18 protein-coding genes are annotated in these 24,627 nt (G+C 36.6%); all 18 read left to right on the top strand.

All coding sequences use genetic code 11. The features are described from left to right. Nucleotides 1–14: 14 nt before the first annotated feature. The 18 genes from Bccel_RS28950 (at nucleotide 15) to Bccel_RS14825 (ending at nucleotide 24,612) form a co-directional block, all read left to right on the top strand. The gene (locus Bccel_RS28950) at nucleotides 15–2,750 is read left to right on the top strand and encodes a non-reducing end alpha-L-arabinofuranosidase family hydrolase (RefSeq protein WP_081926927.1); all 2,736 of its coding nucleotides are present in this window, start codon (nucleotides 15–17) and stop codon (nucleotides 2,748–2,750) included. Nucleotides 2,751–3,001: 251 nt separating this feature from the next. Continuing rightward, entirely contained in the window at nucleotides 3,002–3,247 is a 246-nt protein-coding gene (locus Bccel_RS31525; protein ID WP_242857016.1) for a hypothetical protein, read from the top strand. Further along, nucleotides 3,211–5,802: an endo-1,4-beta-xylanase gene (locus tag Bccel_RS31520; protein ID WP_338053631.1), complete on the top strand. Its 2,592-nt coding sequence runs from the start codon at nucleotides 3,211–3,213 to the stop codon at nucleotides 5,800–5,802. Before Bccel_RS31525 ends, Bccel_RS31520 begins: the two co-directional genes overlap by 37 nt. 388 nt (nucleotides 5,803–6,190) lie before the next feature. Beyond that, on the top strand, nucleotides 6,191–6,931 hold the full coding sequence (sigI, locus tag Bccel_RS14895; protein WP_036941977.1) for an RNA polymerase sigma factor SigI: 741 nt from the start codon (nucleotides 6,191–6,193) through the stop codon (nucleotides 6,929–6,931). A gap of 104 nt (nucleotides 6,932–7,035) precedes the next feature. Beyond that, nucleotides 7,036–8,733, top strand: coding sequence for an AbfB domain-containing protein (locus Bccel_RS31515; protein ID WP_036941975.1), 1,698 nt, complete (start codon nucleotides 7,036–7,038; stop codon nucleotides 8,731–8,733). Nucleotides 8,734–9,416: 683 nt separating this feature from the next. Further along, on the top strand, nucleotides 9,417–10,415 hold the full coding sequence (locus Bccel_RS14885) for an ABC transporter permease (protein ID WP_036941973.1): 999 nt from the start codon (nucleotides 9,417–9,419) through the stop codon (nucleotides 10,413–10,415). A 46-nt stretch (nucleotides 10,416–10,461) separates the two neighbouring features. Beyond that, on the top strand, nucleotides 10,462–11,400 hold the full coding sequence (locus Bccel_RS14880; RefSeq protein ID WP_050753496.1) for a carbohydrate ABC transporter permease: 939 nt from the start codon (nucleotides 10,462–10,464) through the stop codon (nucleotides 11,398–11,400). 79 nt (nucleotides 11,401–11,479) lie between these two features. Next, complete coding sequence (locus Bccel_RS14875) at nucleotides 11,480–13,000, top strand: ABC transporter substrate-binding protein (protein ID WP_036941970.1); 1,521 nt, start codon at nucleotides 11,480–11,482, stop codon at nucleotides 12,998–13,000. Between the two features lie 149 nt (nucleotides 13,001–13,149). Beyond that, nucleotides 13,150–14,565, top strand: a complete 1,416-nt coding sequence (locus Bccel_RS14870) for a family 43 glycosylhydrolase (protein WP_036942118.1) — start codon at nucleotides 13,150–13,152, stop codon at nucleotides 14,563–14,565. Nucleotides 14,566–14,612: 47 nt separating this feature from the next. After that, nucleotides 14,613–15,776, top strand: a complete 1,164-nt coding sequence (locus tag Bccel_RS14865) for a serine hydrolase domain-containing protein (RefSeq protein WP_036941967.1) — start codon at nucleotides 14,613–14,615, stop codon at nucleotides 15,774–15,776. A 31-nt stretch (nucleotides 15,777–15,807) separates the two neighbouring features. After that, nucleotides 15,808–16,227, top strand: coding sequence for a DUF3237 family protein (locus Bccel_RS14860; protein ID WP_036941965.1), 420 nt, complete (start codon nucleotides 15,808–15,810; stop codon nucleotides 16,225–16,227). Between the two features lie 62 nt (nucleotides 16,228–16,289). Further along, nucleotides 16,290–17,771: an alpha-N-arabinofuranosidase gene (locus tag Bccel_RS14855; protein WP_036941963.1), complete on the top strand. Its 1,482-nt coding sequence runs from the start codon at nucleotides 16,290–16,292 to the stop codon at nucleotides 17,769–17,771. A gap of 24 nt (nucleotides 17,772–17,795) precedes the next feature. Then, nucleotides 17,796–18,080: a DUF6171 family protein gene (locus Bccel_RS14850; RefSeq protein WP_036941961.1), complete on the top strand. Its 285-nt coding sequence runs from the start codon at nucleotides 17,796–17,798 to the stop codon at nucleotides 18,078–18,080. A gap of 260 nt (nucleotides 18,081–18,340) precedes the next feature. Then, nucleotides 18,341–19,396 carry a cache domain-containing protein gene (locus Bccel_RS14845; RefSeq protein ID WP_082225147.1) on the top strand — a complete coding sequence of 352 codons (1,056 nt, stop codon included), beginning with the start codon at nucleotides 18,341–18,343 and terminating at the stop codon, nucleotides 19,394–19,396. Then, nucleotides 19,393–20,091, top strand: a complete 699-nt coding sequence (locus tag Bccel_RS14840) for a sensor histidine kinase (protein ID WP_050753494.1) — start codon at nucleotides 19,393–19,395, stop codon at nucleotides 20,089–20,091. The genes Bccel_RS14845 and Bccel_RS14840 overlap by 4 nt, the downstream gene beginning before the upstream one ends. Next, on the top strand, nucleotides 20,084–21,691 hold the full coding sequence (locus Bccel_RS14835) for a response regulator (RefSeq protein WP_036941956.1): 1,608 nt from the start codon (nucleotides 20,084–20,086) through the stop codon (nucleotides 21,689–21,691). Before Bccel_RS14840 ends, Bccel_RS14835 begins: the two co-directional genes overlap by 8 nt. 361 nt (nucleotides 21,692–22,052) lie before the next feature. Continuing rightward, nucleotides 22,053–23,357, top strand: a complete 1,305-nt coding sequence (locus Bccel_RS14830; RefSeq protein ID WP_036941953.1) for an extracellular solute-binding protein — start codon at nucleotides 22,053–22,055, stop codon at nucleotides 23,355–23,357. 133 nt (nucleotides 23,358–23,490) lie between these two features. Continuing rightward, entirely contained in the window at nucleotides 23,491–24,612 is a 1,122-nt protein-coding gene (locus tag Bccel_RS14825) for an alpha/beta hydrolase-fold protein (RefSeq protein WP_081926924.1), read from the top strand. Nucleotides 24,613–24,627 lie beyond the last annotated feature (15 nt).

Here is a 24,627-nt window from a genome sequence, read left to right as displayed (position 1 = left end):
GGAGATGTCAAATTATGAAGTGTTTTATTAAAAAAAGTTTTTCAATTGCTTTTGGATTGGTTTTTATGTTACTGATGTTTGCTACTGTATTGAACGCTGCAGCAAATGCAAATCCATCATGGACAGTAGATGAACCTGTAATTTTCCACCGTGAGTTGCCGCCGTACGACTATTATGGGGCGAAAGACCCGACTATTGTTTACTATGGTGGCAAATACCACGTGTTTTACACCGGTGCAAATCAAAGCGGCGGGTGGCAGATGCTTTATACGTCCGCAAGCACAATTCCAGAGCTAAAAAATGCAAAACGTACCTACATGAGCAAAATTGGAGAAAGTTATTTCTGTGCACCGGAAGTATTTTATTTCGAGCCTCAGAAATTATGGTATCTTGTTTATCAGGATGGTACATATGGAGCTGCGTATTCAACTACGACTAACATAGCTGACCCAAGTTCGTGGAAAGGGCCCCAATCCTTCGGCATATCCGGGAATATGGGGTGGGATTATTTCGTCATCTGTGACGATCAAAACGCCTATATGTACAATACGCCGGATGATGGTTCAGGCAGGCTTTATATGCGTAAAACGTCACTTTCAAACTTCCCTAAAGGTTGGAGTGCACCTACTGTAGCCATGTCTGGAGTTTTTGAAGGTGCTGAGGTCTATAAATCCCTTGCTGACGGCAAATACTATTTGCTTATCGAAGACATGAAAGATGGCAGATATTACGAGTTATGGACATCATCAAGTGCTGGGGGACCATGGACCCAGGTTGCCGAAAAATGGGCATGGAGAGGAAATCTTACTAAATATAATTCAACTACTAAGTGGACTACTAATGTTTCCCACGGTGAACTCATACGTACAGGATATAACCAGAAACTCGAAATTAATGACATAAACCATGTTGATTTTCTCATCCAAGGCACTTTAAGCCTATCTGGTGACTACCAAAAGCTCATCTGGGATTTGGGACTTATCAGAAATTATCCTGGAAGTCAAGCTACTTCAAATCCTTCAGCTACACCTACACCTGCAGATACCTCTACTCCTACACCTACAAGGCTTGCAGAACCTACGCCGGGGCCTAGATCAGCCTTTACACAGATAGAGGCAGAGAAGTATAACAGCATTAATTCTTCGACCATTGAAACAATAACTACCACTAATGGCAGCGGTTTGGGTTATATAGAAAGCGGTAATTACCTGGCATATAATAAAATAGATTTTGGAAGTGGTGCCACTTCTTTTAAGGCTCTTGTTGCAGGTGAACTTACTTCTAAAATCGAACTGCGACTCAATGGTCCCACCGGTACTCTTATGGGTGCACTGTCGGTGGAAGCTACAGGAGACTGGAATACATATCAGGAACAGACCTGTAATATAAATAAAGTTACAGGAGTAAATGACCTTTATCTGGTATTTTCAGGCCCTGTAAATATTGATTGGTTTTCATTTGGCGGCAGTGCGGCAAATACACCTATACCAACAATACCTGTAACAATTCCTACGGGGGATTTGAATAAAGATGGTATTATAAATATGGCTGATGTGATTCTTTTGGCTAAGGCATTCGGTTCAGTTATAGGGGACAGTAAATATGATCCATCTTATGATCTAAATAATGATGGAGCAATAAATATGTCTGATGTCATTATTATTGCTTCCAAATTTAATACTGTAATCAGTTCTCCAGGCAATACGCCTGTACCAACTCCGACAAAAGCATCAACCCCAACTCGTGTGGTGACACCAACTCCTATTCCATCACCATCAGGAACAGCTTTATACCAATTAGCTGCAGCCAAGGGAAAAATGTTCGGTACATGTGTTAACAGTCAATGGTTTTCTAATTCAACAGGTTCGACTTATGCTAATATTTTGAAAAACGAATTTGGAATGGTTGTAGCTGAAAATGAAATGAAAGTTGATGCCATAGAGCCTTCACAAAATAATTTCAACTTTACAAACGGCGATAAATTGGTTAACTATGCTTTAAGTAATAATAAAAAAGTGCGTGGACATACTCTTGTATGGCATGCTCAACTTCCTGGATGGATGGGAAATTGGAGTGGAAGTCGTGATGGACTTATTTCAGCGATGAATAACCACATTACCAAGACCATGGAACATTTTAAGGGAAAAATCGCAGAATGGGACGTTGTCAACGAAGCTTGTGACGATAGCGGTAATGGACTTAGAAGAAGTGTATGGACAAATAAAATCGGTAATGATTTTATAGACATTGCATTCCAGACTGCAAGAAAAGCTGATCCTAATGCACTCCTCTACTATAATGATTACAATATTGAGGATATGGATGCCAAGTCCAATACAGCATACAATATGATTAAAAGCATGAAGGAAAGAGGAATACCCATTGACGGAGTAGGATTCCAATGTCACTTTATCAATGGAATGAGTGCTTCCCAGCTTAATGCTATAGAGCAAAACATCAAGAGATATGCAGCGATAGGAGTAAAGGTATCCATTACTGAACTGGATATTCGTATGAACTCTTCGGAAAACCAAACTACCGGTTTCCAGACACAGGCAAACAATTACAAATCATTAATGGAAATTGCCTTAAGAAATGATAATGTTACAACATTTATGGTTTGGGGATTTACCGATAAATATTCCTGGGTTCCAGGAACTTTCCCAGGCACAGGCAGAGCTCTCATATATGATGATAATTTTAATCCAAAGCCAGCGTATAATGCATTAAAAGAAGCCCTGATGAAGTAGAGGAATCATCATGGTTTTAGAAAATAGAGTTTTACCACCCATTAGTGTATTAAAGATTTAATTTCATTTTATTATCTATATAAAGCAACATATGTTGAACAAGGGTATTATTAAAAGTAAATAAGGAATACCTTGCCATTACTAAGTGTTTTTTAGTATTCAGCCTTGCTTCATAAGAAATCAATAATCTTAAAAAAAGGGGGAGTTGAAAAATGAAACTGAAATTTAAAGAAATGGGGAGGGGTGAGTAAATGTTGAATAAAGTTAAGGCGATTATTTCCATTATTGCGACTTTTGCCATCTTGTTTTCCTTGTTTCCAGTAAACGTACAAGCAGCAACAACGCTTACGTCAAATGCTACTGGTACAATTGACGGCTATAACTATGAATACTGGAAAGATAACGGTACCGGTACTATGACTCTCAACGGGGCGGAACATTCAGTTGTTCATGGAGTAATATCAATAATATATTATTTCGTACCGGAAAGAAACTAGGGTCGACTAAGACTTATCAGGAATATGGTAATATCTCAATTGACTACTCCTGTAACTACCAGCCTAACGGTAACTCATACATGGCTGTCTATGGGTGGACGGAAAATCCCCTTGTAGAATATTACATCATAGATAGTTACGGTACTTGGAAGCCACCGGGAAACGGTATACAAATGAAAGGAACAGCTACTGTTGACGGCCGTACATATGAAATTTATCAAAACTCAAGAACCGGACCTTCAATAAAAGGGGATACAACTTTTCAGCAGTATTGGAGTATCTGCACATCAAAAAGAACAAGTGGAACTATAAGTGTCAGTGAGCACTTTAAAGCGTGGGAAGCTAAAGGAATGAAAATGGGCAAAATGTATGAAGTCTCCATGGTTGTTGAGGGATATCAAAGCAGCGGTAAAGCTGATATGACCAAGATGGATCTTAAGATTGGCCCAACACCTTCCAATACCAATACACAAACAAATACACCAACTCCAGTTAAATCTAGCAGTACTGCAGTTGTTGGTACAGATGATCCCCTTCGCTCGTTGGCACAAAAAATAAGGGCTAAAGGGCATGAATTTTATGTCGGTGCTGCAATTTCCGGGAATCTGAGCGGTAGTGATCAAAATATTGTAAAAACTGAGTTTGATATAGTAACAAGTGAGAACAATATGAAAATAGGTGCAATATCACCAAGCCAAAATCAGTATAATTATAGCGGTGGTGATAGTTTGGTTAATTTTGCCCTGTCAAACAATATGATTGTTCATGGTCATGCTTTTGTATGGCATAAGTATAACCCCGGATGGGTTGATGGAACAAAGAACATGATGGAAACATACATAAGCAACGTTGGTAATCATTATAAAGGTAAAATTTATGCATGGGATGTAGTAAATGAAGCATTTCAAAAAGATGGTACATATCGTATCAATGCAATTGGAACAAATGGCCAGGATGGTGCTTCCATCTTTGGGCAGAAGCAAGGCAAAAAGTATATTGAGGATGCATTTATAGCAGCTCGCAAGGCTGACCCAAACGCTAAACTGGTCTATAACGAATATGATATGGAAACAAGGCCTGCCAAATTTGAGGGTGTCTATGAAATGGTAAAAGATTTTAAGAGCCGCAACATTCCAATAGATGGTGTGGGTTTCCAAATGCACTTGGGACCAAGCTTTACCGAAACTGATGCCAAAAGATTTGCGGACCAGATGCAGAAATTAGCTGATTTAGGTGTTGAAAGCTATGTTACAGAAATGGATGTCGGTTGTCCCGATACAACACAGGCTGGACTTGAGAAACAGGCTCAGATATATGGCTGGATAGCGAAAGCATGTGTAGAACAACCATTTTGCAGGGCTTTCCAGGTATGGGGAATAAGAGATTCCCAATCATGGCGTGTAAATCCTGAGTCTCCAGAAGACAAAGCAATAGCTCCATTGATTTTTAATGACAATGGTCAGAAAAAGCCTGCGTATTATGCAATACAAAAAGCATTTGCCGATGCACTAAACTCAACATCACCATCAAAGACTGCAGCACCTACTGCAACGTCAACAAAACCAAGCACGGGTCCAACAATTAAAGGTGATATCAACAATGACGGTATTGTAAATATGGCAGATGTTTTACTTTTAGCATCAGCTTTTAATGCGGCTAATGGTTCAGCAAAATATAATTTGGCATATGACCTAAATGGAGATGGTGTTATAAACATGGCAGATGTTCTAATTATTGCTTCAAATTTTAATAAGTCAGGAAGCATAGTTGCGCCTGGTACTCCGACAAATACAATAACGCCAACACCGCTTGTATCTGCTGGTACAAAAATTTTACCTTCTGTTGATAGTGTTGAAAAAGACGGCCCATTTTCACTAGCAGTAGAAAAAAATGTTGGGCCAAATGGTAAAGCATGGATTGTTAGGCCAGCTAATCTTGGAAGTCAGGGAGTTACTACACATCCCATATTTATATGGGGTCCGGGAGGAGGTTCTGATCCAAGTTTCTATCAAGATATAATGAGAAGAATTGCTTCACATGGATTTGTAGTTTACAGTGAATCTCCATCAGATTCAGGAGCTGAAATGAAAGCAGGAATAGATTGGATCATAGCACAGAATAACAACTCATCAAGTCAATATTACAAAAAACTTGACACAAGCAGAATTGCTGCCGGCGGACATTCGCTCGGTTCAGTGGCTTCTTATGGTGTAGCAAGTGATCCCAGAATAACAACAACAATTCACGTTGACGGTGGATCCCTTGATGGCAATGGAGCAAGTAAGATGCGTAAACCCACTGCACTTATTTGTGGATTGGCAGATAATTTAGCTCTCGAAAACACTCGAAACGATTATAACAAAGCAACAGTTCCAGTTTGGATGGGTTTAATGCAGGGAGTAGACCACGGTACCGGCCCAAAATATGCTCTTCCAGCAACTTTAGCATGGCTCAGATGGCATTTGGCTGGAGAAGCAGAACGAAAGAGTATGTTTATAGGTTCAGATGCATACTTTAATACTGGTATCTGGCAAGCTCAAAGTAAAAATTGGTAATTTTCGTCCCCCTCATTTGAGGGGGATTTTTTATGTCTAGGAAGTAAAAACGATAATATTTTAGATGTTTTTAAGCAAAATTTTTATTAAGGCTTTTTAGAATAAAGCGATATATTTATAAGAATAAACAATTATTTGATTAGTATTTTTAAAAACGATAGAAATTCCGAACTCAAAAATAAATTCGATTACGAATTAATCAAATGAATAGATAATTAGATAATATTTTTATTCTATAATAGAAAAATTCAACTAAATTAGAAAAGGTGCTGTCGCAAATTCTAAAAAGCCCTTTATTATTTTATTTGCTCTGATAAATGTATGATCATTAGCACTTTTAATATAGTATGAGTTTAGGTATAAAAATTATTGTTAAGGGAAGATGTTTATGCTATTTATATCAGCTGTTTTAAATTATACTGGTGAAACAGCTACCAGTATTGTTCAAAAAATTAAAAATGGAGACAAGCGTTTAAAAGAGAAATTCATAGAAGATTATATACCGTTTATTGTAAAAGAGATTTCAAACTTTAATGCTTCAAGTATAGTTGATATAAAAAATAGTGATGAATATAGCATTGGTCTTATGGCGTTTGATGAGGCAATTGAAAAATTTGATGGCAGTAAAAGCAGGCAATTCCTCAAATTTGCACAGATGGTAATTAAAAGAAGAATGATAGATTATTTAAGACATATATCATCTATTAGCAAAAATGAAATTCCTTTTTCATACTTTAACAGCAAAAGCGATAGTGAGCTTGAGGAAAAATTAAATATGTTTGATTTAGGAGTGGAGGCAGGCAGGTATGAACTTATATATGAGTTAAGAGACTTTTCAAGACAATTGGAAGCCTTCGGCTTAAATATAAGAGATCTGCCTTATTATATCCCAAAACATAGGGATTCAAAACAAATGTGTATAAGTATTGCTAAAAAAGTTATTGAGAATAAGAATATTTACGAAAAATTAAAAACGAAAAAATACTTTAAAATGAAAGAACTTACTAAAATAATAGATTTTCATCCAAAGTCAGTGGAAAGAAACAGGGAGTTTATTATATGCTTATGTATATTATATGGAAACGATTACGAAAATTTCAAAGCATATTTAAACCAGGTATTTAGATAAAGGAAATCCGGCAAATAGCAGAGATGTTTATTTAGGACTGAAAATGTTTTGCGAATTTACTTTGCACAGTTATAATTTATATGTGCTCATTTAGGGGGGTAGAGATGAAATATGAAGGCATTATAATAAACTTGACAAAAAGTAAAGCAATTGTTACAACTAACGATTTTCAATGCTTTTATATAAAGAGAGGTTCTGCAGATTATGTAGGAAAGGAAATTGAATTTACAGAAAAAGATATTGTTAGAAAAAGGCCAGTATCGGCAAAACTCATGATAGGTGTTGCTTGTATGGTTATTTTATTTGTTATAGCCTCATTTTCAAATATTGTAGGTATAATCAATATAAATGATATTTTTTCTGAGCCAAAAGTCTTTGCTTATATTGATGTTGACATTAATCCCAGTCTTGAGATAGAAATTGATAATACCGGGGATGTTATGAAGTTAGTTCCATTAAATGAGGATGCAAAGGTTCTTATTAAGAAATTAAAGTTTGGTAAGATTAATGTTTCTAAAGCTATTGCTGATATAATAGATGAGGTGAAAAAAGATAGGGCTTTAAGCGTAGCTGAAAAAGATTATATACTAATCTCAAGCACTTTAAACAACCAAAAAAGTGAGATTGATAAAGAATATAAAGTTGATAAGGAAAAACTGGATAATATAATGAACTCGTTAAAAACCAGTTTACAAGAAGAAAGTGGCAAAGTAAATGTATACATAATGCAAACCAATATAATCGAAAGAAAAGATGCACAAAGTGAAGGGATATCTACAGGCAGATATGTATTGTACAATAAATACAAGAATTTGGAAAATGGTTTTTCAGTTGAAGAAGCTAAAAAGATTAATGTTAATGATTTGTTAAAATATATAATAAATAATAAAGCAGAAAAAGACAGCATTAGTAGTATTCCTAAACCAACTCCTTCAAGTTTGAAAGCTGACAATGCAAAACAAAATGAAACTACAAAAGTTCCTGATATTAAACTCAATACTCCTTTACAAACGCTGAAGGCAACGCAAAAGACTATTAGAACACAAAAACCGGTGTCGACACAAGAACCAACAGCAGCACTAATGAAAAATCCTGTTACTGTATATCAAAATATAAATTATACCGGGTGGGCTGTTGGATTGGATGTCGGAAATTATGATATGTTTCAACTTTTTAGAAAAGGGATTTTAAATGATGAAGCATCTTCTATTAAAGTAGCTTCGGGATACAAGGTGATACTATATGAAGATTACAACTTTACGGGAAGATCTGTTGTTCTGACAGCAAATAGTAATAATCTGGCAGCTAGCGGTTTTGACAATATAGTTTCATCCATCAAGGTGGAGTCCGATACTCCTAATCAAACGTCGACAAAAAACACAAGATCACAATTTATGAGGCTCGAATCATATAATTTTCGTGGACAGTTTATCCGTCATCAATCATTTAAAGCGAGTATTTCAAAGGATGTGTCACCATTTGATGATTCGGTATTTAATATAGTTCCTGGTCTTTCTGACCCGGATTGCATATCCTTTGAGTCGAAAAATTTTCCGGGATATTACCTGATGCACGAGAACTTTAAAATCGTTCTTAAGAAATTTGATGGTTCAGATAATTTTAAACAATGTGCAACCTTTAGAAAGATATCTGGATTGGCAGATAAAAACTTAGTTTCTTTTCAATCGATCAATTATCCAAATAGATATATAAGACATAAGATGTTTTATGTAGAAATTGATGAAATTATTACTGACCTTGATAAGAAAGATGCCACATATATTGAAATTAAAGTTGAGTAACATCACAGCTATATTAAGGCATGAACGAAAAAATGTGCTTAAATACTTAAAATCTCAGTGTAATTTTAAGTATTTAAGCATCTAGGAGGGAGTATAGTACTATTTATAACTCCATAACATTTGTTCGAAAACATAATGGTTTTTGAGTGGGGAATTTTTGATAATAAACAAAATCAATTAAAATTCTATCCTTTGATTTACTAATACATCAGAGGAAGCAAGTGATGTAACAGTTAATCTATCAAGTGCCAAGCATTTCATTTTCACCTCCTCATCTGAGGGGTATTTTTTTATGTCTAGGTTTTCTCACTATAACTAATATTAATGATGAAATGGAAAGAGGAAATACATAACAGAAAATTTTATATTTAGCTAACTATAATAAAAATTGGTAATATTTTAGATGTTTTAAGCAAAATCTTTATTAAGACTTCTCATGGTTACTAATATAATAAAAATAAGATGAAATCAACCATTCAGCCAATACTATAAAACAAAAAAAGGAGAAACTTACCCTTATTAAGGCATGAATAAAAAAGTTTGTAATTGTAAATAATGTGATATTCCTTTAAGAGTAACCGAAAAGGATGGAACGAATTAATAGCAATGCTCCAATAAATATTTTATATAAAGTGGTAAATTAATTAGTTTATTTAAAATACATTATGTGAGGGGAATATGCAATGACAACAAATGCAAGCATTACACCAGATGTAAACATTTCACAGGATTCAAGAACTGCACCAAAGAAAAAGCGTTTCTGGAAAAAGTCGGGATTTATAAAGGAATTAGCAAAAAATAAGGCGATGTTTCTAATGCTTCTACCACCATTCATTCTAGTATTTGTCAATTATTACTTGCCTATGTTTGGTGTGGTAATAGCTTTTAAGGATTTCAACTATATCGATGGTTTTCTAGGCAGTCCATGGGCGGGATTGCAAAATTTCAAGTTTCTTTTTATCTCCGATGCGGCATGGCAGATTACCAGGAACACCATTTTATACAATTTATTTTTCATTGTGTTAGGTCTGATTTTTGCAGTTTTGATAGCATTGGCTCTGAACGAATTGAGAAATAAGCTTGCAGCCAAGTTTTATCAGTCGGTAATATTTTTACCCTACTTTCTCTCATGGGTAGTTGTAGCCTATCTTGTACTGGCATTTCTGGATCCGAACGGATTCTTTAACAAAACCATCGTTAATATTTTCAACTTACAGACAGTAGATTGGTATGCTTCGCCTCAGCATTGGCCGTATATATTAGTGCTGGTAAACTTGTGGAAGAATATCGGTTACGGCATTGTCATCTACATTGCTGGAATTGCAGGAATTGACCAGGAATATTATGAAGCTGCCGTATTGGACGGTGCCAGCAAGTTGCAGCAGATAAGATATATTACCATTCCGTTTTTGGTTCCTTTTATGATTGTAACAGCTATTATCAACCTTGGTAATATCTTCAGGTCTGATTTCGGACTTTTCTATCAGGTTCCGATGCAGCAGGGTCTTTTGGCACCAACAACGGAAGTTCTGGATACTTACATATATAAAGCATTGATTATGAGTGGGGATCTTGGAATGTCTTCTGCTGCTGGACTATACCAATCTGTTGTGGGATTCTTCACAGTTTTAACAGCCAACTGGGTGGTTGGTAAAATAAACAAGGAAAATAAGATATTCTAAGCGACTAATTATTTGAAAAATAATATGACATTTGAGGGAGGAAAATATGAAGACAAAAATTATAAAGACCAAAAATATAAAAGAATCTTTAAGCTTAAATTCCATTTCACCTACTGCTAATTTGATAATAAATGTAATATTTATAGTTTATTGTATTGCCTGTGTAGCACCTTTGTTTTTGATACTCATGGTTTCGCTTACAGATCAGACATCCCTGGCGATTAATGGATATTCGTTTTTTCCTAGCAAAATCAGTTTTGATGCTTACAGGTATTTGTTCAATGATCTGGAAAAGTTGTTAAGGTCTTATGGTATTACAATTTTTACATGTGTTGTTGGTACATTCTTTTGTGTACTGTTTACAATGTTATATGCCTATCCGATTTCAAGAAAATCATTTAAATACAGAAATTTCTTCTCCTTCTTTATGTTCTTTACCATGCTGTTTCAAGGAGGACTGGTACCTTGGTATATCATGTATACCAAATACCTGCATTTGCAGGATAATATCATTGCTTTGATCATGCCGGCGGTCATGAATGCATTTTACGTGCTGATTGCAAAGACATTTTTTACAATCAATCTACCCGACTCGGTGCTGGAAGCGGCTAGAATTGATGGTGCCAGTGAATTCAAAATATTCTACACCATTGTTATTCCGATGTCCACTCCTGTTATTGCCACAATAGCATTATTTTCATTCTTGAGTTATTGGAATGACTGGTATCTTTGTCTATTATTCATTAACGATCCTCAATACTACAATCTTCAATATTCAATGTATCAGGCACTGCGTTCCTTACAGTTCTTGACATCTTCTCTTGCATCAGCTTCAGGAAATACTACGAGTGCATTGGCAAATGTACCTGGAGAAACCCTGCGTATGGCTATGGCGATTATTGGTATCGGACCTATTATTTTCGCATATCCCTTCTTCCAGAGATATTTTATAAAGGGTCTTACTATTGGGGCAGTAAAAGGTTGATTACAGCTTGGGCGAAAATTTGAATTTTCGTCTTTGCTGATCAATATATAGACATTACAATATTTAAGGAGGAGTAATAATGTTCAAAATCAAAAGGGTGGGATGTATTTTTGTTTCTGCTGTTTTATCATGCAGCTTGTTATTGTCAGGATGTGGAAGTCCAAATACGGCTAAACCAACTGATAACAGCACAGCATCTAATCTGAAACCGTATGAAATCAATGCATACTTTCTTGCACCTCAGTGTAAGGATGTAAAGCTGGTACAGGAAGAACTAAACAAAATTCTTAAGAGAAAAATCAATGCGACTATCAAACTGAATTACTATTGGTGGGATAACTATCAGAATAAGCAGCAGATGGCAGTAGCTTCCGGTGATAAGATAGACATTATGTTTTCACCAAGCTGGTGGGGATTTAATGACTACGTGGCTAAACAGGCATGGTTACCGTTGGATGAACTTGTGGCAAAACATGGAAAGGATATTATTGCCAACATTGATCCGGCATATTTGAAAGGTCCTATTGTAAACGGAAAGCTCTATGCAATCCCAACTGCAAAGGATATGTTCGGAACTGGTGGATTCATATTTAATAAAGAGCTAGTCGACAAATATAATTTTGATATAAACTCCATAACAAAGCCGGAAGATATTGAACCATGGCTTAAGATTATAAAGGAGAAAGAACCAGGGATAATACCGTTTTTGTCGTCACAGGGTGATCAGCAACAGTATTTAGTACAGGATTGGCAGATTAATGTTGGTACTGTAGATGTCCCGGTAGGATACCAAAAAACCGATGGGGATGTAAAGATTATAAATCTGATGGAAGCAGACATTTCAAAAAGGATATATAAATTATCTCGCAGTTGGTATCAGAAAGGCTACATAAATAAGGATGTAGCAACACTTCAGGACAGCACACCAATTAAGAAGGCTAAAAAAGTCTTTGCTTGGACAGATCAGCTAAAGCCTGGAAAAGCGGATGAATTAAAGGCACAATTTGGTTATGATCTGGTTCAGGCTAATGCTTGGAAAGATGTTCAGTATTATACTACAACACCGGATTTGACAAACTCACAGTTGGTTATTCCTAGAACATCCGGTGATCCTGAAAGGGCAATGATGTTTATAAATCTGCTATTTTCAGATAAAGAGATCAAGAATCTTCTGAGTTGGGGGATTGAAAACAAGCATTACAAGAAGATTGGTGACAACCAGATTGATTTTGCTGACAATGTTAATGCCGATAACTCAGGTTACTACGGGCTTGCTCAGTGGTCCATGGGTGGAAGCCAGTTCTTAGATTACCTGTGGGCAAGTGAGAGCCCAGATAAGTGGCAGAAGATGAAGGAATTTAATGACTCTGCAAAACCTATGAAAATTGTAGGATGGACTTACGATTCCAGCAATGTAAAATCAGAAATGGCAGCACTTGCTCCGATAGGCCAGAATCAGGGAAAACCGCTTTCTTCAGGGCTGGTTGACTATGATACATATTATCCAAAGATGAAGGCTTCGCTTGAAAAAGCAGGAATTCAGAAGGTTATCGATGATTGTCAGAAATCAGTAGATGCTTTTGTTGCTGGATCGAAATAAGTAATGCAAGGAATGATTTAAGTGGGAGAGTGCAGTGAATGCAATTTTCACTGCACTTTTTAATGTAAAATCGCAAGCGGTCTTGTTCATAATATTAAAAAAAATCCTTACTAAAACATGTGTTGACAGAAGGGGTGCAGGTGATGATTGTGAAAAAGCAAGGATTAAATCCATATCTTCCATCATGGGAATATATTCCTGATGGAGAACCATATGTTTTTGACAATAGGGTATATGTTTATGGCTCGCATGACCGTTTTAATGGGCATGCATTTTGTTTAAATGATTATGTATGCTGGTCAGCACCTGTTGATAATCTGGGTGATTGGCGGTATGAAGGTGTAATCTACAAAAAAACAGACGATCCACTTAATCAGGACGGCAGCATGTGTCTTTATGCACCGGATATTACAGTCGGGCTGGATGGATTATATTATTTGTACTATGTTCTTGACAAAGTGCCGATTGTATCAGTGGCAGTCTGCGATAGCCCTGCAGGTAAGTTTGAATTCTATGGATATGTACATTATTCTGATGGAACACGTCTGGGTGAAAGAGAGGGTGACCAGCCTCAGTTTGATCCTGGAGTACTGACGGAGGGAGAGAAAACATATCTATATACCGGATTTTGTCCAGTTGGTGACAAAACAAGAAAGGGTCCCATGGTAACGGTGATTGGTCGGGATATGATTACTATTGAGAAAGAGCCTCAATTTATAGCACCCAGCGAACCGTACAGCAAAGGTAGTGGTTTTGAAGGTCATGAGTTTTTTGAAGCTTCTTCCATAAGAAAAAAAGGTGATACCTATTATTTTATCTATTCCTCTACTGTCTTTCATGAACTGTGCTATGCCACCAGTAAGTACCCAACAAAAGATTTTAAATACCGGGGAGTTATTGTAAGCAATAACGATCTTCATATTGCTTCTTACAAACCTTCAGATAAGCCTATGTATTATGGCGGTAATAACCACGGTAGTATTGTTGAAATCAACGGAAAATGGTACATTTTTTACCATAGACATACCAATGGGACAAATTTCAGCAGGCAGGGTTGTATTGAGCAGATTGAATTTAAAGATGACGATACCATACCTCAGGTAGAGATGACTTCCTGCGGTTCCAATGGAGGACCGCTTACCGGACGAGGAGAGTATCCTGCCTATATTGCATGTAATTTGTACTGTAAGGACGAGGAAAAGTATACAGGTACTTTAGGAGCATGGATGGACGGTCGCTTTCCTAAGATAACCCAAGATGGGAAAGACGAGGATGAACAAATCGGATATATTGCAAATTTGAGGGATGGTGCTGCAGCCGGATTCAAATATTTTGATTGTAGGGGAGTTAAGAAGGTTAAGATCAAGGTGCGTGGATATTGCCGCGGTGCCTTTGTGGTAAAGACATCATGGAATGGTACGCTGCTTGGAAAGATACCTGTTGATTTTACGAATGTTTGGAAGGAATATTCTGCACAAATCAAAATTCCAGACGGCATACAGGCATTATATTTTGAGTATACAGGCGAGGGTAATGCTAGCCTGGCATCCTTTACTCTAGAGTAAGGTATGATTAAAGGAAAAAGGGATGCATAGCAAAGGAGATAAGTAATATGGCTAGGTTTGATGATCTGTCTGCATTATTGAAACAATTTGTGAAAAATGGTCCGGCAGGATGTGGATGTGCTGTAGCCAAAGATGGGAAAACCTTATATCAGGGTTATTTCGGTTATGCTGATTTGGAGGAGAAAAAGCCTATCACCGAAGACACCTTATATCGTCTGTTTTCTATGACGAAGGTGGTTATTTGCACAGCAGCCCTTATGTTGTTTGAAAGGGGAAAATTCCTGTTAAACGAACCCATTTATGAGTATTTTCCTGAATACAGGAATACACAAGTTTTTGTTACGGAGCCTAATGGCAAAGTCCATACAATAAAATCAGAAAGTCCAATGCTTATTAAGCATGCATTCACTATGTCAATAGGTTTGGGGTTTCCCTTTGGAGATTCACCCACAGCAAAAGGAATGGCAAAAGTAAAAGATGAATTACAGAAAAAGTATGGGAAATATGATATTGTGACTGAGATTAAGGCTATGGGCAGCGTTCCTGTTGAGTTCCATCCAGGTACCCGCTGGCAGTATGGTTATGGACATGATATTATAGCTGGCTTGATACAGATGATTTCAGGCAAGACCGTAGGACAATTTCTACAGGATGAAATATTCGGTCCTCTAGGCATGGAGAATACCGGTTACCGTTACCGTGAAGGAATGGAATCGAGGATAGCTTCCAACTACAGGAAGGATGAAAACGGAAGGATGATAAAGGTTTCCGGTTTTCTGGATGAATTCCATCAGCCTGATGCAGTGTATGAACCTGGAGGTGCAGGCCTATTTTCCACTGTCAACGATTATCTTAAATTTTCACAGATGCTGGCTAATGACGGAAGCTATAACGGAAAAAGAATAATAGGCAGAAAGACCATAGACCTGATGAGGACAAATCATTTAAATGAAGAACAGTTAAAGGACTTTTCAGGTTCATATCTGGCTGGATACGGATACGGTTTGGGTGTAAGGACCTTGATGAGTACAGCACAAGGGCATTCTAACGGATCTGTGGGAGAGTTCGGATGGACTGGAATGCTTGGCACATATGTATCCATTGATCCGCAGGAAGGTTTTTCAGTGGTTTATATGCACCAGATGGAGCCCAATATGGAAGAGTATCATCATCTTCGTGTAAGAGCTGTTGCTAACGGCGGTTTGGTATAATAAATTCAAATTAATATAAGGGGAGGATTTTTTGAAATTTGAAGAAGTATTCACTGTACATGTAAAACCGGAGAATGCCATTAAACTAAACAACGATTATGGAGATACTGTTGTAATGATTCCATTTACGGGGGAGGTAACAGGAAAGTATTTTGAAGGCAATGTGCTCTCAGGAGGAGTAGATACCCAAATCATAGGGAAGGATGGCAACAGGAATACTTTATCTGCAAGGTATATGCTTGAGGGAAAGGATTATACAGGAGAACCCTGTAAAATTTATATCGAGAATAACGGCAACATCTATGAAAAACGGAATAACGTGCTGTTTAGAACCTGCCCTAAAATTATTACAAATAGTAAAGTATTGGAGTGCTTAATCAAAGATTTATTAATTGGAGAAGGAATAGAGACAGAGAATGGATTGGATATAAAGATTTATAGAGCAATATAACTCTCAATTACAACAAACTGCACTATTAAATTGGTATTAATAAGCATAAGGAGGACTTACAAATGCTGGAGATGGTAATAAATGCGGACATTAAAAAGGGAAAAATAAACAAAAATATATACGGTCACTTCTCGGAACATCTTGGAAGATGTATATACGAAGGTATTTGGGTTGGAGAAGATTCTGAGATTCCAAACGTAAAAGGGTATCGCACCGATGTTGTTGAAGCATTGAAAAAACTAAAAGTACCTGTTTTAAGATGGCCGGGAGGTTGTTTTGCCGACGAATATCATTGGATGGATGGAATCGGTCCAAAAGAGAAGAGACCCTGTATGATTAACACTCACTGGGGTGGTGTGGTTGAAAATAATCATTTTGGTACAGGTGAATTTTTGGAGTTTTGCGAAATCATCGGTACAGAGCCTTACATATGCGGTAATTTAGGAAGCGGTACGGTTCAGGAAATGCAGCAGTGGGTCGAATATATCACTTTTGACGGCAAATCGCCAATGGCTGATTTAAGACGGGCAAATGGTAAGGAGGAACCCTGGAAGCTGAAATATTTCGGTATTGGAAATGAAAACTGGGGCTGTGGCGGGAATATGCGACCGGAATATTATGCAGACCTATACAAAAGATTCTCAACCTATGTGAGAAACTTTGGTGATAACACTATCTATAAGATTGCATGTGGTCCAAATGGTGATAACTATAGCTGGACGGAAGTGCTGATGAAGGAAGCCGGGCATTTATTGCATGGGATAAGTTTACATTACTATACTTTACCAAGTGGTTCCTGGACAGGCCAGAAGGGCTCGGCTACGGAATTTGATGAAGGGGAATGGTTCAAAACACTAAAACAAACGCTGTATATGGAAGAACTGGTCAAAAGGCACAGTACCATCATGGATAAATATGACCCTGAAAAGAAGGTCGGCTTGATTGTGGATGAATGGGGGGCGTGGTATGATGTAGAGCCAGGCACAAACCCAGGTTTTCTTTATCAGCAAAACACATTGAGGGATGCTTTGATAGCAGGTATTAACCTGAATATTTTCAATAACCACTGCGACAGAGTTCAAATGTCAAACATAGCCCAGATGGTCAATGTTCTTCAGGCAATAATTCTTACCGAAGGTGATAGGATGCTTCTAACACCTACATATCATATCTATGACATGTTTAAGGTGCACCAGGATGCACAACTTTTATCCGTTGACTTTGAAAATATAGAATATCTATATAATGGGGAAAAAATTCATGGGATTAGCGTATCATCTTCCATGGACATAGAAGAGAAAATTCATGTTTCAATTTGCAATCTCAATCCAATGGAAGATACAGAAATTGACATTGATATAAGAGGAAAAACGGTAAATAGTATCTCTGGAAATGTTCTGACAGCAGGAGCAATTAACGATATGAACACCTTCGATGATAGCAATAAGGTGAAAATTGATGTGCTTGTTAATGCACAATTGAAAAATAACCATGCTGTATGTAAAATACCATCAAAGTCTGTAGTTGTATTAGAAATTGAATAACTTAAGGGTATGTGGGGATGAATTATGTTTGAATCAAAATGTAAAAGTTGTTTGGAAAGTGTGAAGACGAAAAGGCATGTTCTTAAAGATGAGATTAATGATGCAATTGACAAGCTTTCAAAGAACAAAAATATTAAATTTGTAAGTGATGAGGTCTATGAGCACAGATTATTGCAATGTAGAGAATGTAAATACCTGGAGCTTGGTACTACCTGCATGCAATGTGGATGCTTTGTAGAAATCAGGGCAAAGCTAAGAGATTTGGGCTGCCCACTTTCAAAACATAAGAGATGGAATCCTGCGAAATAATTTTAAGCGACTATATAGGTTTCCATTTCTTACTTTCACATGGTATAATTAATTATATAAGAACTTCTAAAGCGATTAATTTTATTGATTAATGTCCAGGAAATTATAGTGTATTCTACATGTTAATTTTTCACGACTACGATCAAGATTAGACGAATATAAGGTATTATATAATTTCATGGGGTGATTATGTATATAGGGGAAGATTATATAAAAGAATTTGCGATTTCAAAAGCACTATTTATGGCAAACTTTCCGACATGAGGATCAGTGTACGTTTTACATTATTTTATTGTGTTATTTTGATTTTCTCAATTTTACTTAGCAATGCTCTGTATCAAAAGATATACTCAAACACTGCATTAAAAAAGGTCAGTGACTTGTCTGTTCAGACTCTGTATTCCGTTAAGACCAGCTTGGACCTGATGATTAGCAATATAGACAATTATTCCAAAATGATCCTGTCTAATGATGATTTACAATTGCTACTAAGGAATGGAAACATATACTCTGATTTGCGTGTGCAGGGAAGATTGGGTACATACCTCAACAAACTGACTCAGGAAATATCTTTTATCTCCTCGGTTTATATCTTCGATAATAGCGGAAATGAATATTCTATAAATAACCAGGATGATCTTCAGTTTATGCCGTCTAATATTACGAATGCAGAGTGGTATGATCTGGTTGTACGCAAGAAAGGTGCTTACATTTTAAGGCTAAATGGAGGAAATGCTTTTGGGAATATTCCAAAAGATAATTTTGTATCCATGATCCGTTTAATACGGGACATTAATTCAACCAGGACACTTGGAGTTTTGGTTATCAATATATCGGAAAATGCATTTAAGGATTCTTATGCAAGTATTATCAATAACTATACTACAGGGGTTACAATCCTTGATGAAAATAATGAAAGTATTGTCAAATTAAATGTGTTGGACAACAGCGAAATTAAAAATTTGATGGAATCATTTATATATAAAGATCATGGTTATATGACTAAGCGTATCAAGGATATTGAATATCTGGTTTCGTATCTGGTTGATAATAGGTCTAATTGGAAGATTGTAAGTTTGATGCCTGCTAAGGAATTGTCCAATGAAACAGCTGTACCGGGTTTGATCGGTTTTGCTATTATACTGATCAACAGTCTCCTTATGTTTATTGGAACGATTCTTACATCAAGAATAATTACCATTCCGATAAAAAAACTTTTAAAATCCATGAAAGGTGTACAGAAGGGTGAATTTAAGGAAGTGGATATCCGTGTCGGAAGCAATGAGATCGGTCAGCTAAGGATGGATACAACATGATGATTTATGAAATACAGCAGTTGATTGACCGTGTAATAACTGAGCAAAGGATTAAAAGAAAGGCAGAGTTAAACGTACTTCAAGCACAGATAAAACCGCATTTTCTTTATAATACATTAGAATCAATCAATTCTTTGATATTAATGGAAGAAACAGAAGCAGCATGCGATGTTGTTGACGCTTTGGGGAGTTACTACAGGCTGAGCCTTAGTAAAGGAAAAGAGGTAATCACAATTAATGAAGAAATTGATATCGTAAAAAACTATCTGAATATACAGCAAATAAGGTATGCAGATTTGTTTTCGGTACAATATAAATTGGATGAACGGGCCGGCAGTTTTAAAATTCTTAAGCTTGTATTGCAGCCTTTGGTGGAGAATGCTCTTTATCACGGTATCAGGGTTAAGGGAGAACATGGGATTATATCTGTTGAGACCGAGTATTTACAGGACTTTATTCGAATTAAAGTGGAAGATGACGGTGTGGGTATGTCAGAAGAATGTATTCGTCGGATTCTGGATGATAGTAGTGATACAGGAGTTTCAGGTTTCGGTCTGAGGGGAACAATCGAACGCTTGAGAATATTTTACGCATCGGATGATTGCTTCCGTATAGAAAGTGTTATTGGCTTAGGAACAAAGATTACGATTTTGATTCCGGTCAATGGTGAAAATGGAGAGGGAAAATATGTCTAGTCTTAAAGTTGTTATTGTGGATGATGAGTTTTTGATAAGGAATTACTTGAAAAGGCGTGTATGTTGGGAAGAACTTGGTATGGAAATTGCAGGAGAAGCATCCAGTGCCAGGGAAGCTCTAGATTTAATAGATCAAATTATTCCAGACATCATTTTTACGGATATTTGCATGCCGTTTATGGATGGTATTGAATTTAGCAAAGCTGTTGTTGAAAAGTTTCCACATATAAAGATTGTAATCATTACAGGACATGATGAGTTTGATTATGTAAAGCGAAGCATAAAACTCGGCATCTCTGATTTTTTACTTAAGCCGGTTAACCCTGAAGAGATCAGGAAAGTTGCATTGGAATTAAAAAGTAAAATTGAGATGGAGAGAACTCATATCAAGGAATATGAGAAATTGAAACAGAGATTGGATGAGAGTCTGCCTTATATGCAGGAGAAATTTTTAAATGAAATTCTGCTTGGTGAATTGGATCAACATGAGATTGTGGATAAGATGGCTTACTTTAAAATAATTATGAACGAGCAATCTGATGTTTTTCAGACTGCTGTAGTAGAGGTGAGCGATTCTGTCGGAGGACCGCATGATAGAGAAGAAGAACTTATACTTCTTGCCATGAAATGTTCCGATTTAATCAGGCAAGTACTAAAGGAGGATCTATTCGTCCATGTGTTTTTTGATAACAGCAGAAAAATAGTCATATTAAGCAATAATGAGTCATTGGACCTTACAGATTGTTGTGAAACCATCAAAGCGTTGCTTATTAACAGATGTAAGTGCTTTGTTTCCATAGGCATCGGGAACAAGATTCACGGGCTCAAAAATATAAAAGTTACTTATCGGGAAGCTTGTGATGCATTAAATTATAAAGTAGTAATTGGAAAAAATCAGGTTGTTAATTACAATGATATTACGTACAACAGTGATCAATCATGGAGAGGTATTCCTAACAAAGGGGAAAAGCTGGACTTTTTCATTAAAACCGGGATGAAGTATAAAGCAATAGAGCTTATAGATGAACTCTTTTCCGAAAGTTGTTTTAATCTGTCTATTACCATTGAAAATTTAAGGCTTGAAGCCTTCGATATAATATCAACCTGCATGCGTGTTCTACTTGAATTTAAGATTGACACATCAAGTTTGTGGGGGAAAAATACTAAGCCATATGAAGATGTGTTCAGAATGGACAATTTGCTTGAAATGAAAGACTACTTAAAAAGCCTGTTAGAGAAGGTTATCAACAAAATACATTCCTTCAATGAAAGGAAAGCAAACATATTAATTGTGCAGATACAGGAATATATAGAGCAGAATATGCACGATTCCAATCTTTCGCTTTCAACCATTGCCAAGGAATTCTATGTCAGTCCCAGCCATTTGTGCCGATTGTTCAAGCAGGAAACAAAGCAGACTGTTGTTGAATATATAACAAGACAAAGAATGGAATATGCCAAGAAGATATTAAAGGAAACAAATTTGAAAGTATATCAGATTGGTGAAATGGTAGGCATCAATGATCCTAATTATTTCAGCACTATCTTTAAGAAGTTCACCGGACTTTCAGTTAATGAGTTTCGTAAAAAAGTAGAGTAAAAACATACTTATATAGTTCAATATTTTTCTACTCAGAGATAAAATTCTTCTATCTTATGATAGTCTATATCTTTGAAATCCAACCAATGCTCATAATAGCAAATAACGAACTGTTTAGTGGAATTTAAGTCGGACAAGTGTAAAAATTTATCGCTTTTTATATATATAAATAATGCCTTATATAGCGAATTAAACAGTTTTGTGATCAAAGAGTGTATAAAAATAGACAATATTTTAGATAATTTAAGCAAAATATTTAGTAAGTTATATATTTGTAACTAATATAATTAAGATGTGATGGAAAGTGTCCCATTGACCAGTAATTATTTGATAATACCTAAAGGAGATCATAGTAATAAGCATGTCCAAGATGAGGATATTATTAACTTTAAATTTAATAATTATGGTGCTCAGTCTAACTTCATGTAAAATAAGTGTACTAAAAGATTCAATACAAGAAAATAAGGAGAAGAATGAGCCTTGCACGTTGACAATCTGGAATCAATGGGTAGATAGGACTGACTTGGTTTCTAATCCCCTGAAAAATGCAATTCGGGAGTGGAATGAGAAGAATCCGGAAGTTCAGGTAAAAGAGTTCAGTTGGAATGGAGAACAGTATAAGTCAAAAATCAAGACAGCATTAGCTGCTGGTGATGCTCCTGATTTGTTTTACATGTGGAGTGGAAGTTTTGTGGGACCTTTTATAGACGAAGGAAATATTCTTCCTCTTGATTCATATCTTGATAATGAAACCTTGGATAAATTATTTCCGGGGGTAATAGATTCCTGCAAGAATAACGAAAAGATATACAGTTTGCCCGCATATAGATTTATTGCCAGCTTATATTGCAATATAGAATTATTTGAGAAAGCTGGAGCTAAAATTCCTGAATCCTATGATGAATTACTGGAGGCAGTGAAAAGACTGCGGTCCAAAGGAATTGTTCCAATTGTTGTGGGTGAAAAGGATCGATGGCCGGGTATGTATTGGTACGATATTCTGGCTATGCGTCAGGCTGGAAGTACGGCGTGCAGGAATGCACTAGCTGTTCCGTCATTGTTTAACGAACAGGATTACAAGGAAGCTGCAGACAAATTATTACAACTGGTGGAAAATAAAGCATTTAATGATGATGCACTTAATACCAGTTTTAATGATATGGTAAACGAATTTACCCAGGGCAATGCTGCAATGATGTACCAGGGAAACTGGGTTGGAGCTAATATTGAGGATCCTGATTCAAAGGTAAAAGGGAAGGTAATTGCAATCCCATTTCCAACAATACGAAATGGCAAAGGAGCTCAGACAGAAATTTATGGTGGTGTTACAGATGGTTATTTTATCAACGTTAACACTAAATACAAGCAGGAGGCAGTAAATGTACTTAAATATATTTGTGAGAAATCAGCAAAAGAAGGCAACTCAAGCGGAGCAGGATTGTCATGCTGGAAAATGGATGATTCAGTCAAAGCACAGGTATCTCCGCTTATAAAACAAACAACTCAGATCATGGAAAGCGGGACAAGCTTCATTAGTTGGTGGGATACTATCCTGCCGGCTGCGGATGCGGAAACACATAAAGATCTTGTGGCGGAATTGTTTGACAGGAGACTAAGTCCGCAAGAGTTTGTAAAAAGAATGGCAAAACTTAAGGGTATATATTAATTCAAACAGAAATACAGCTGCATCGTCTGCATTTGCATAAAAAATGTAAAAATATATAGAAAATTTTTATTTATGCTTTAACTTATATTTAAGCTTAATCAATTATTTAACTTTTATTCTAGGAGGGTAAATTATGAACAGAAAGGTTTTAAGCATTCTATTAATCGGTTTGCTGCTTATAACATACTTAAATGTTACAGCAAACATTTCATCAGCAGCATCGCTTCCAGCAACACCACCGTCAGGCTATGACCGAGTTCAGAACAATATCCCACACGGTCAGGTCAGTTATATTAATTATCAGTCCACAGCGACAAACAGCCAAAGGAGAGCGAGAATCTATCTGCCGCCAGGTTACTCAGCAAGCAGCAAATATAGTGTCATGTATTTATTACACGGCATTGGTGGGAATGAAGACGAATGGTACAACAACGGAGCACCAAATGTTATACTTGATAACCTCATTGCAGCCGGTCAAATTCAGCCATTTATCCTTGTATTACCGAACGGCAATGCAACAGGTAATGGTGTGTCTGATGGTTGGGAAAATTTTACTAAAGATTTGCTCAACAGCCTTATACCTTACATCGAAAAAAATTATTCCGTTTATACCGACCCTCAACACCGTGCGATAGCCGGTCTTTCGCAGGGTGGTGCCCAATCCATGAATATCGGGCTGCCGAACGTGGACAAGTTCCCTTATATTGGCGGCTTTTCCTCTTCACCAATCACAAAACAGAATAACCAATTGTTCCCTGATGGAGGAACCAAGGTTAAAGCCAATTTAAAATTGTTGTTTCTTTCCTGCGGAACAGCGGATAATCTCATATTCAGTAATAATAGGGTAAGGGATTATTGCAAGACCAATAATATCCCCTGTACAGAATGGCTTCTTCAGGGTTATGGTCATGATTGGACAGTGTGGAAACCAAGTCTGTGGAATTTTGCACAGATGGCGTGTGCAGCCGGTTTTACAAGTCAGACATCGGTTACACCAACCTCAACACCAACAAAACCAGTTACGCCATCTCCAACACCAACAAAACCAGTTGTGACAAGTCCTGCTGTAACTACGGGGGATTTGAATAATGACAGTGTAATAAACATGGCAGATGTAATACTATTAGCAACTAAATTTAATGCGGTATCAGGAGATGGAAAATATGTTGCTGCATATGACTTAAACAGTGACGGAGTAATAAATATGGCAGATGTCATAATTATTGCGTCTAAATTTAATACTGTAGTCAGTTAACCAAGCAATGATTTC

The sequence above is a fragment of the Pseudobacteroides cellulosolvens ATCC 35603 = DSM 2933 genome, from assembly GCF_001262605.1.
GTDB classification, from domain to species: Bacteria; Bacillota; Clostridia; order Acetivibrionales; family DSM-2933; genus Pseudobacteroides; species Pseudobacteroides cellulosolvens.
This window is presented reverse-complemented; position numbering and strand designations above follow the sequence as displayed.

Coding starts and splice junctions, on each gene's coding strand:
- Bccel_RS28950 (WP_081926927.1), top strand. CDS start 15: ATGAAGTGTTTTATTAAAAAAAGTTTTTCAATTGCTTTTGGATTGGTT.
- Bccel_RS31525 (WP_242857016.1), top strand. CDS start 3,002: ATGTTGAATAAAGTTAAGGCGATTATTTCCATTATTGCGACTTTTGCC.
- sigI (WP_036941977.1), top strand. CDS start 6,191: ATGCTATTTATATCAGCTGTTTTAAATTATACTGGTGAAACAGCTACC.
- Bccel_RS31515 (WP_036941975.1), top strand. CDS start 7,036: ATGAAATATGAAGGCATTATAATAAACTTGACAAAAAGTAAAGCAATT.
- Bccel_RS14885 (WP_036941973.1), top strand. CDS start 9,417: ATGACAACAAATGCAAGCATTACACCAGATGTAAACATTTCACAGGAT.
- Bccel_RS14880 (WP_050753496.1), top strand. CDS start 10,462: ATGAAGACAAAAATTATAAAGACCAAAAATATAAAAGAATCTTTAAGC.
- Bccel_RS14875 (WP_036941970.1), top strand. CDS start 11,480: ATGTTCAAAATCAAAAGGGTGGGATGTATTTTTGTTTCTGCTGTTTTA.
- Bccel_RS14865 (WP_036941967.1), top strand. CDS start 14,613: ATGGCTAGGTTTGATGATCTGTCTGCATTATTGAAACAATTTGTGAAA.
- Bccel_RS14855 (WP_036941963.1), top strand. CDS start 16,290: ATGCTGGAGATGGTAATAAATGCGGACATTAAAAAGGGAAAAATAAAC.
- Bccel_RS14850 (WP_036941961.1), top strand. CDS start 17,796: ATGTTTGAATCAAAATGTAAAAGTTGTTTGGAAAGTGTGAAGACGAAA.
- Bccel_RS14845 (WP_082225147.1), top strand. CDS start 18,341: ATGAGGATCAGTGTACGTTTTACATTATTTTATTGTGTTATTTTGATT.
- Bccel_RS14840 (WP_050753494.1), top strand. CDS start 19,393: ATGATGATTTATGAAATACAGCAGTTGATTGACCGTGTAATAACTGAG.
- Bccel_RS14835 (WP_036941956.1), top strand. CDS start 20,084: ATGTCTAGTCTTAAAGTTGTTATTGTGGATGATGAGTTTTTGATAAGG.
- Bccel_RS14830 (WP_036941953.1), top strand. CDS start 22,053: ATGTCCAAGATGAGGATATTATTAACTTTAAATTTAATAATTATGGTG.
- Bccel_RS14825 (WP_081926924.1), top strand. CDS start 23,491: ATGAACAGAAAGGTTTTAAGCATTCTATTAATCGGTTTGCTGCTTATA.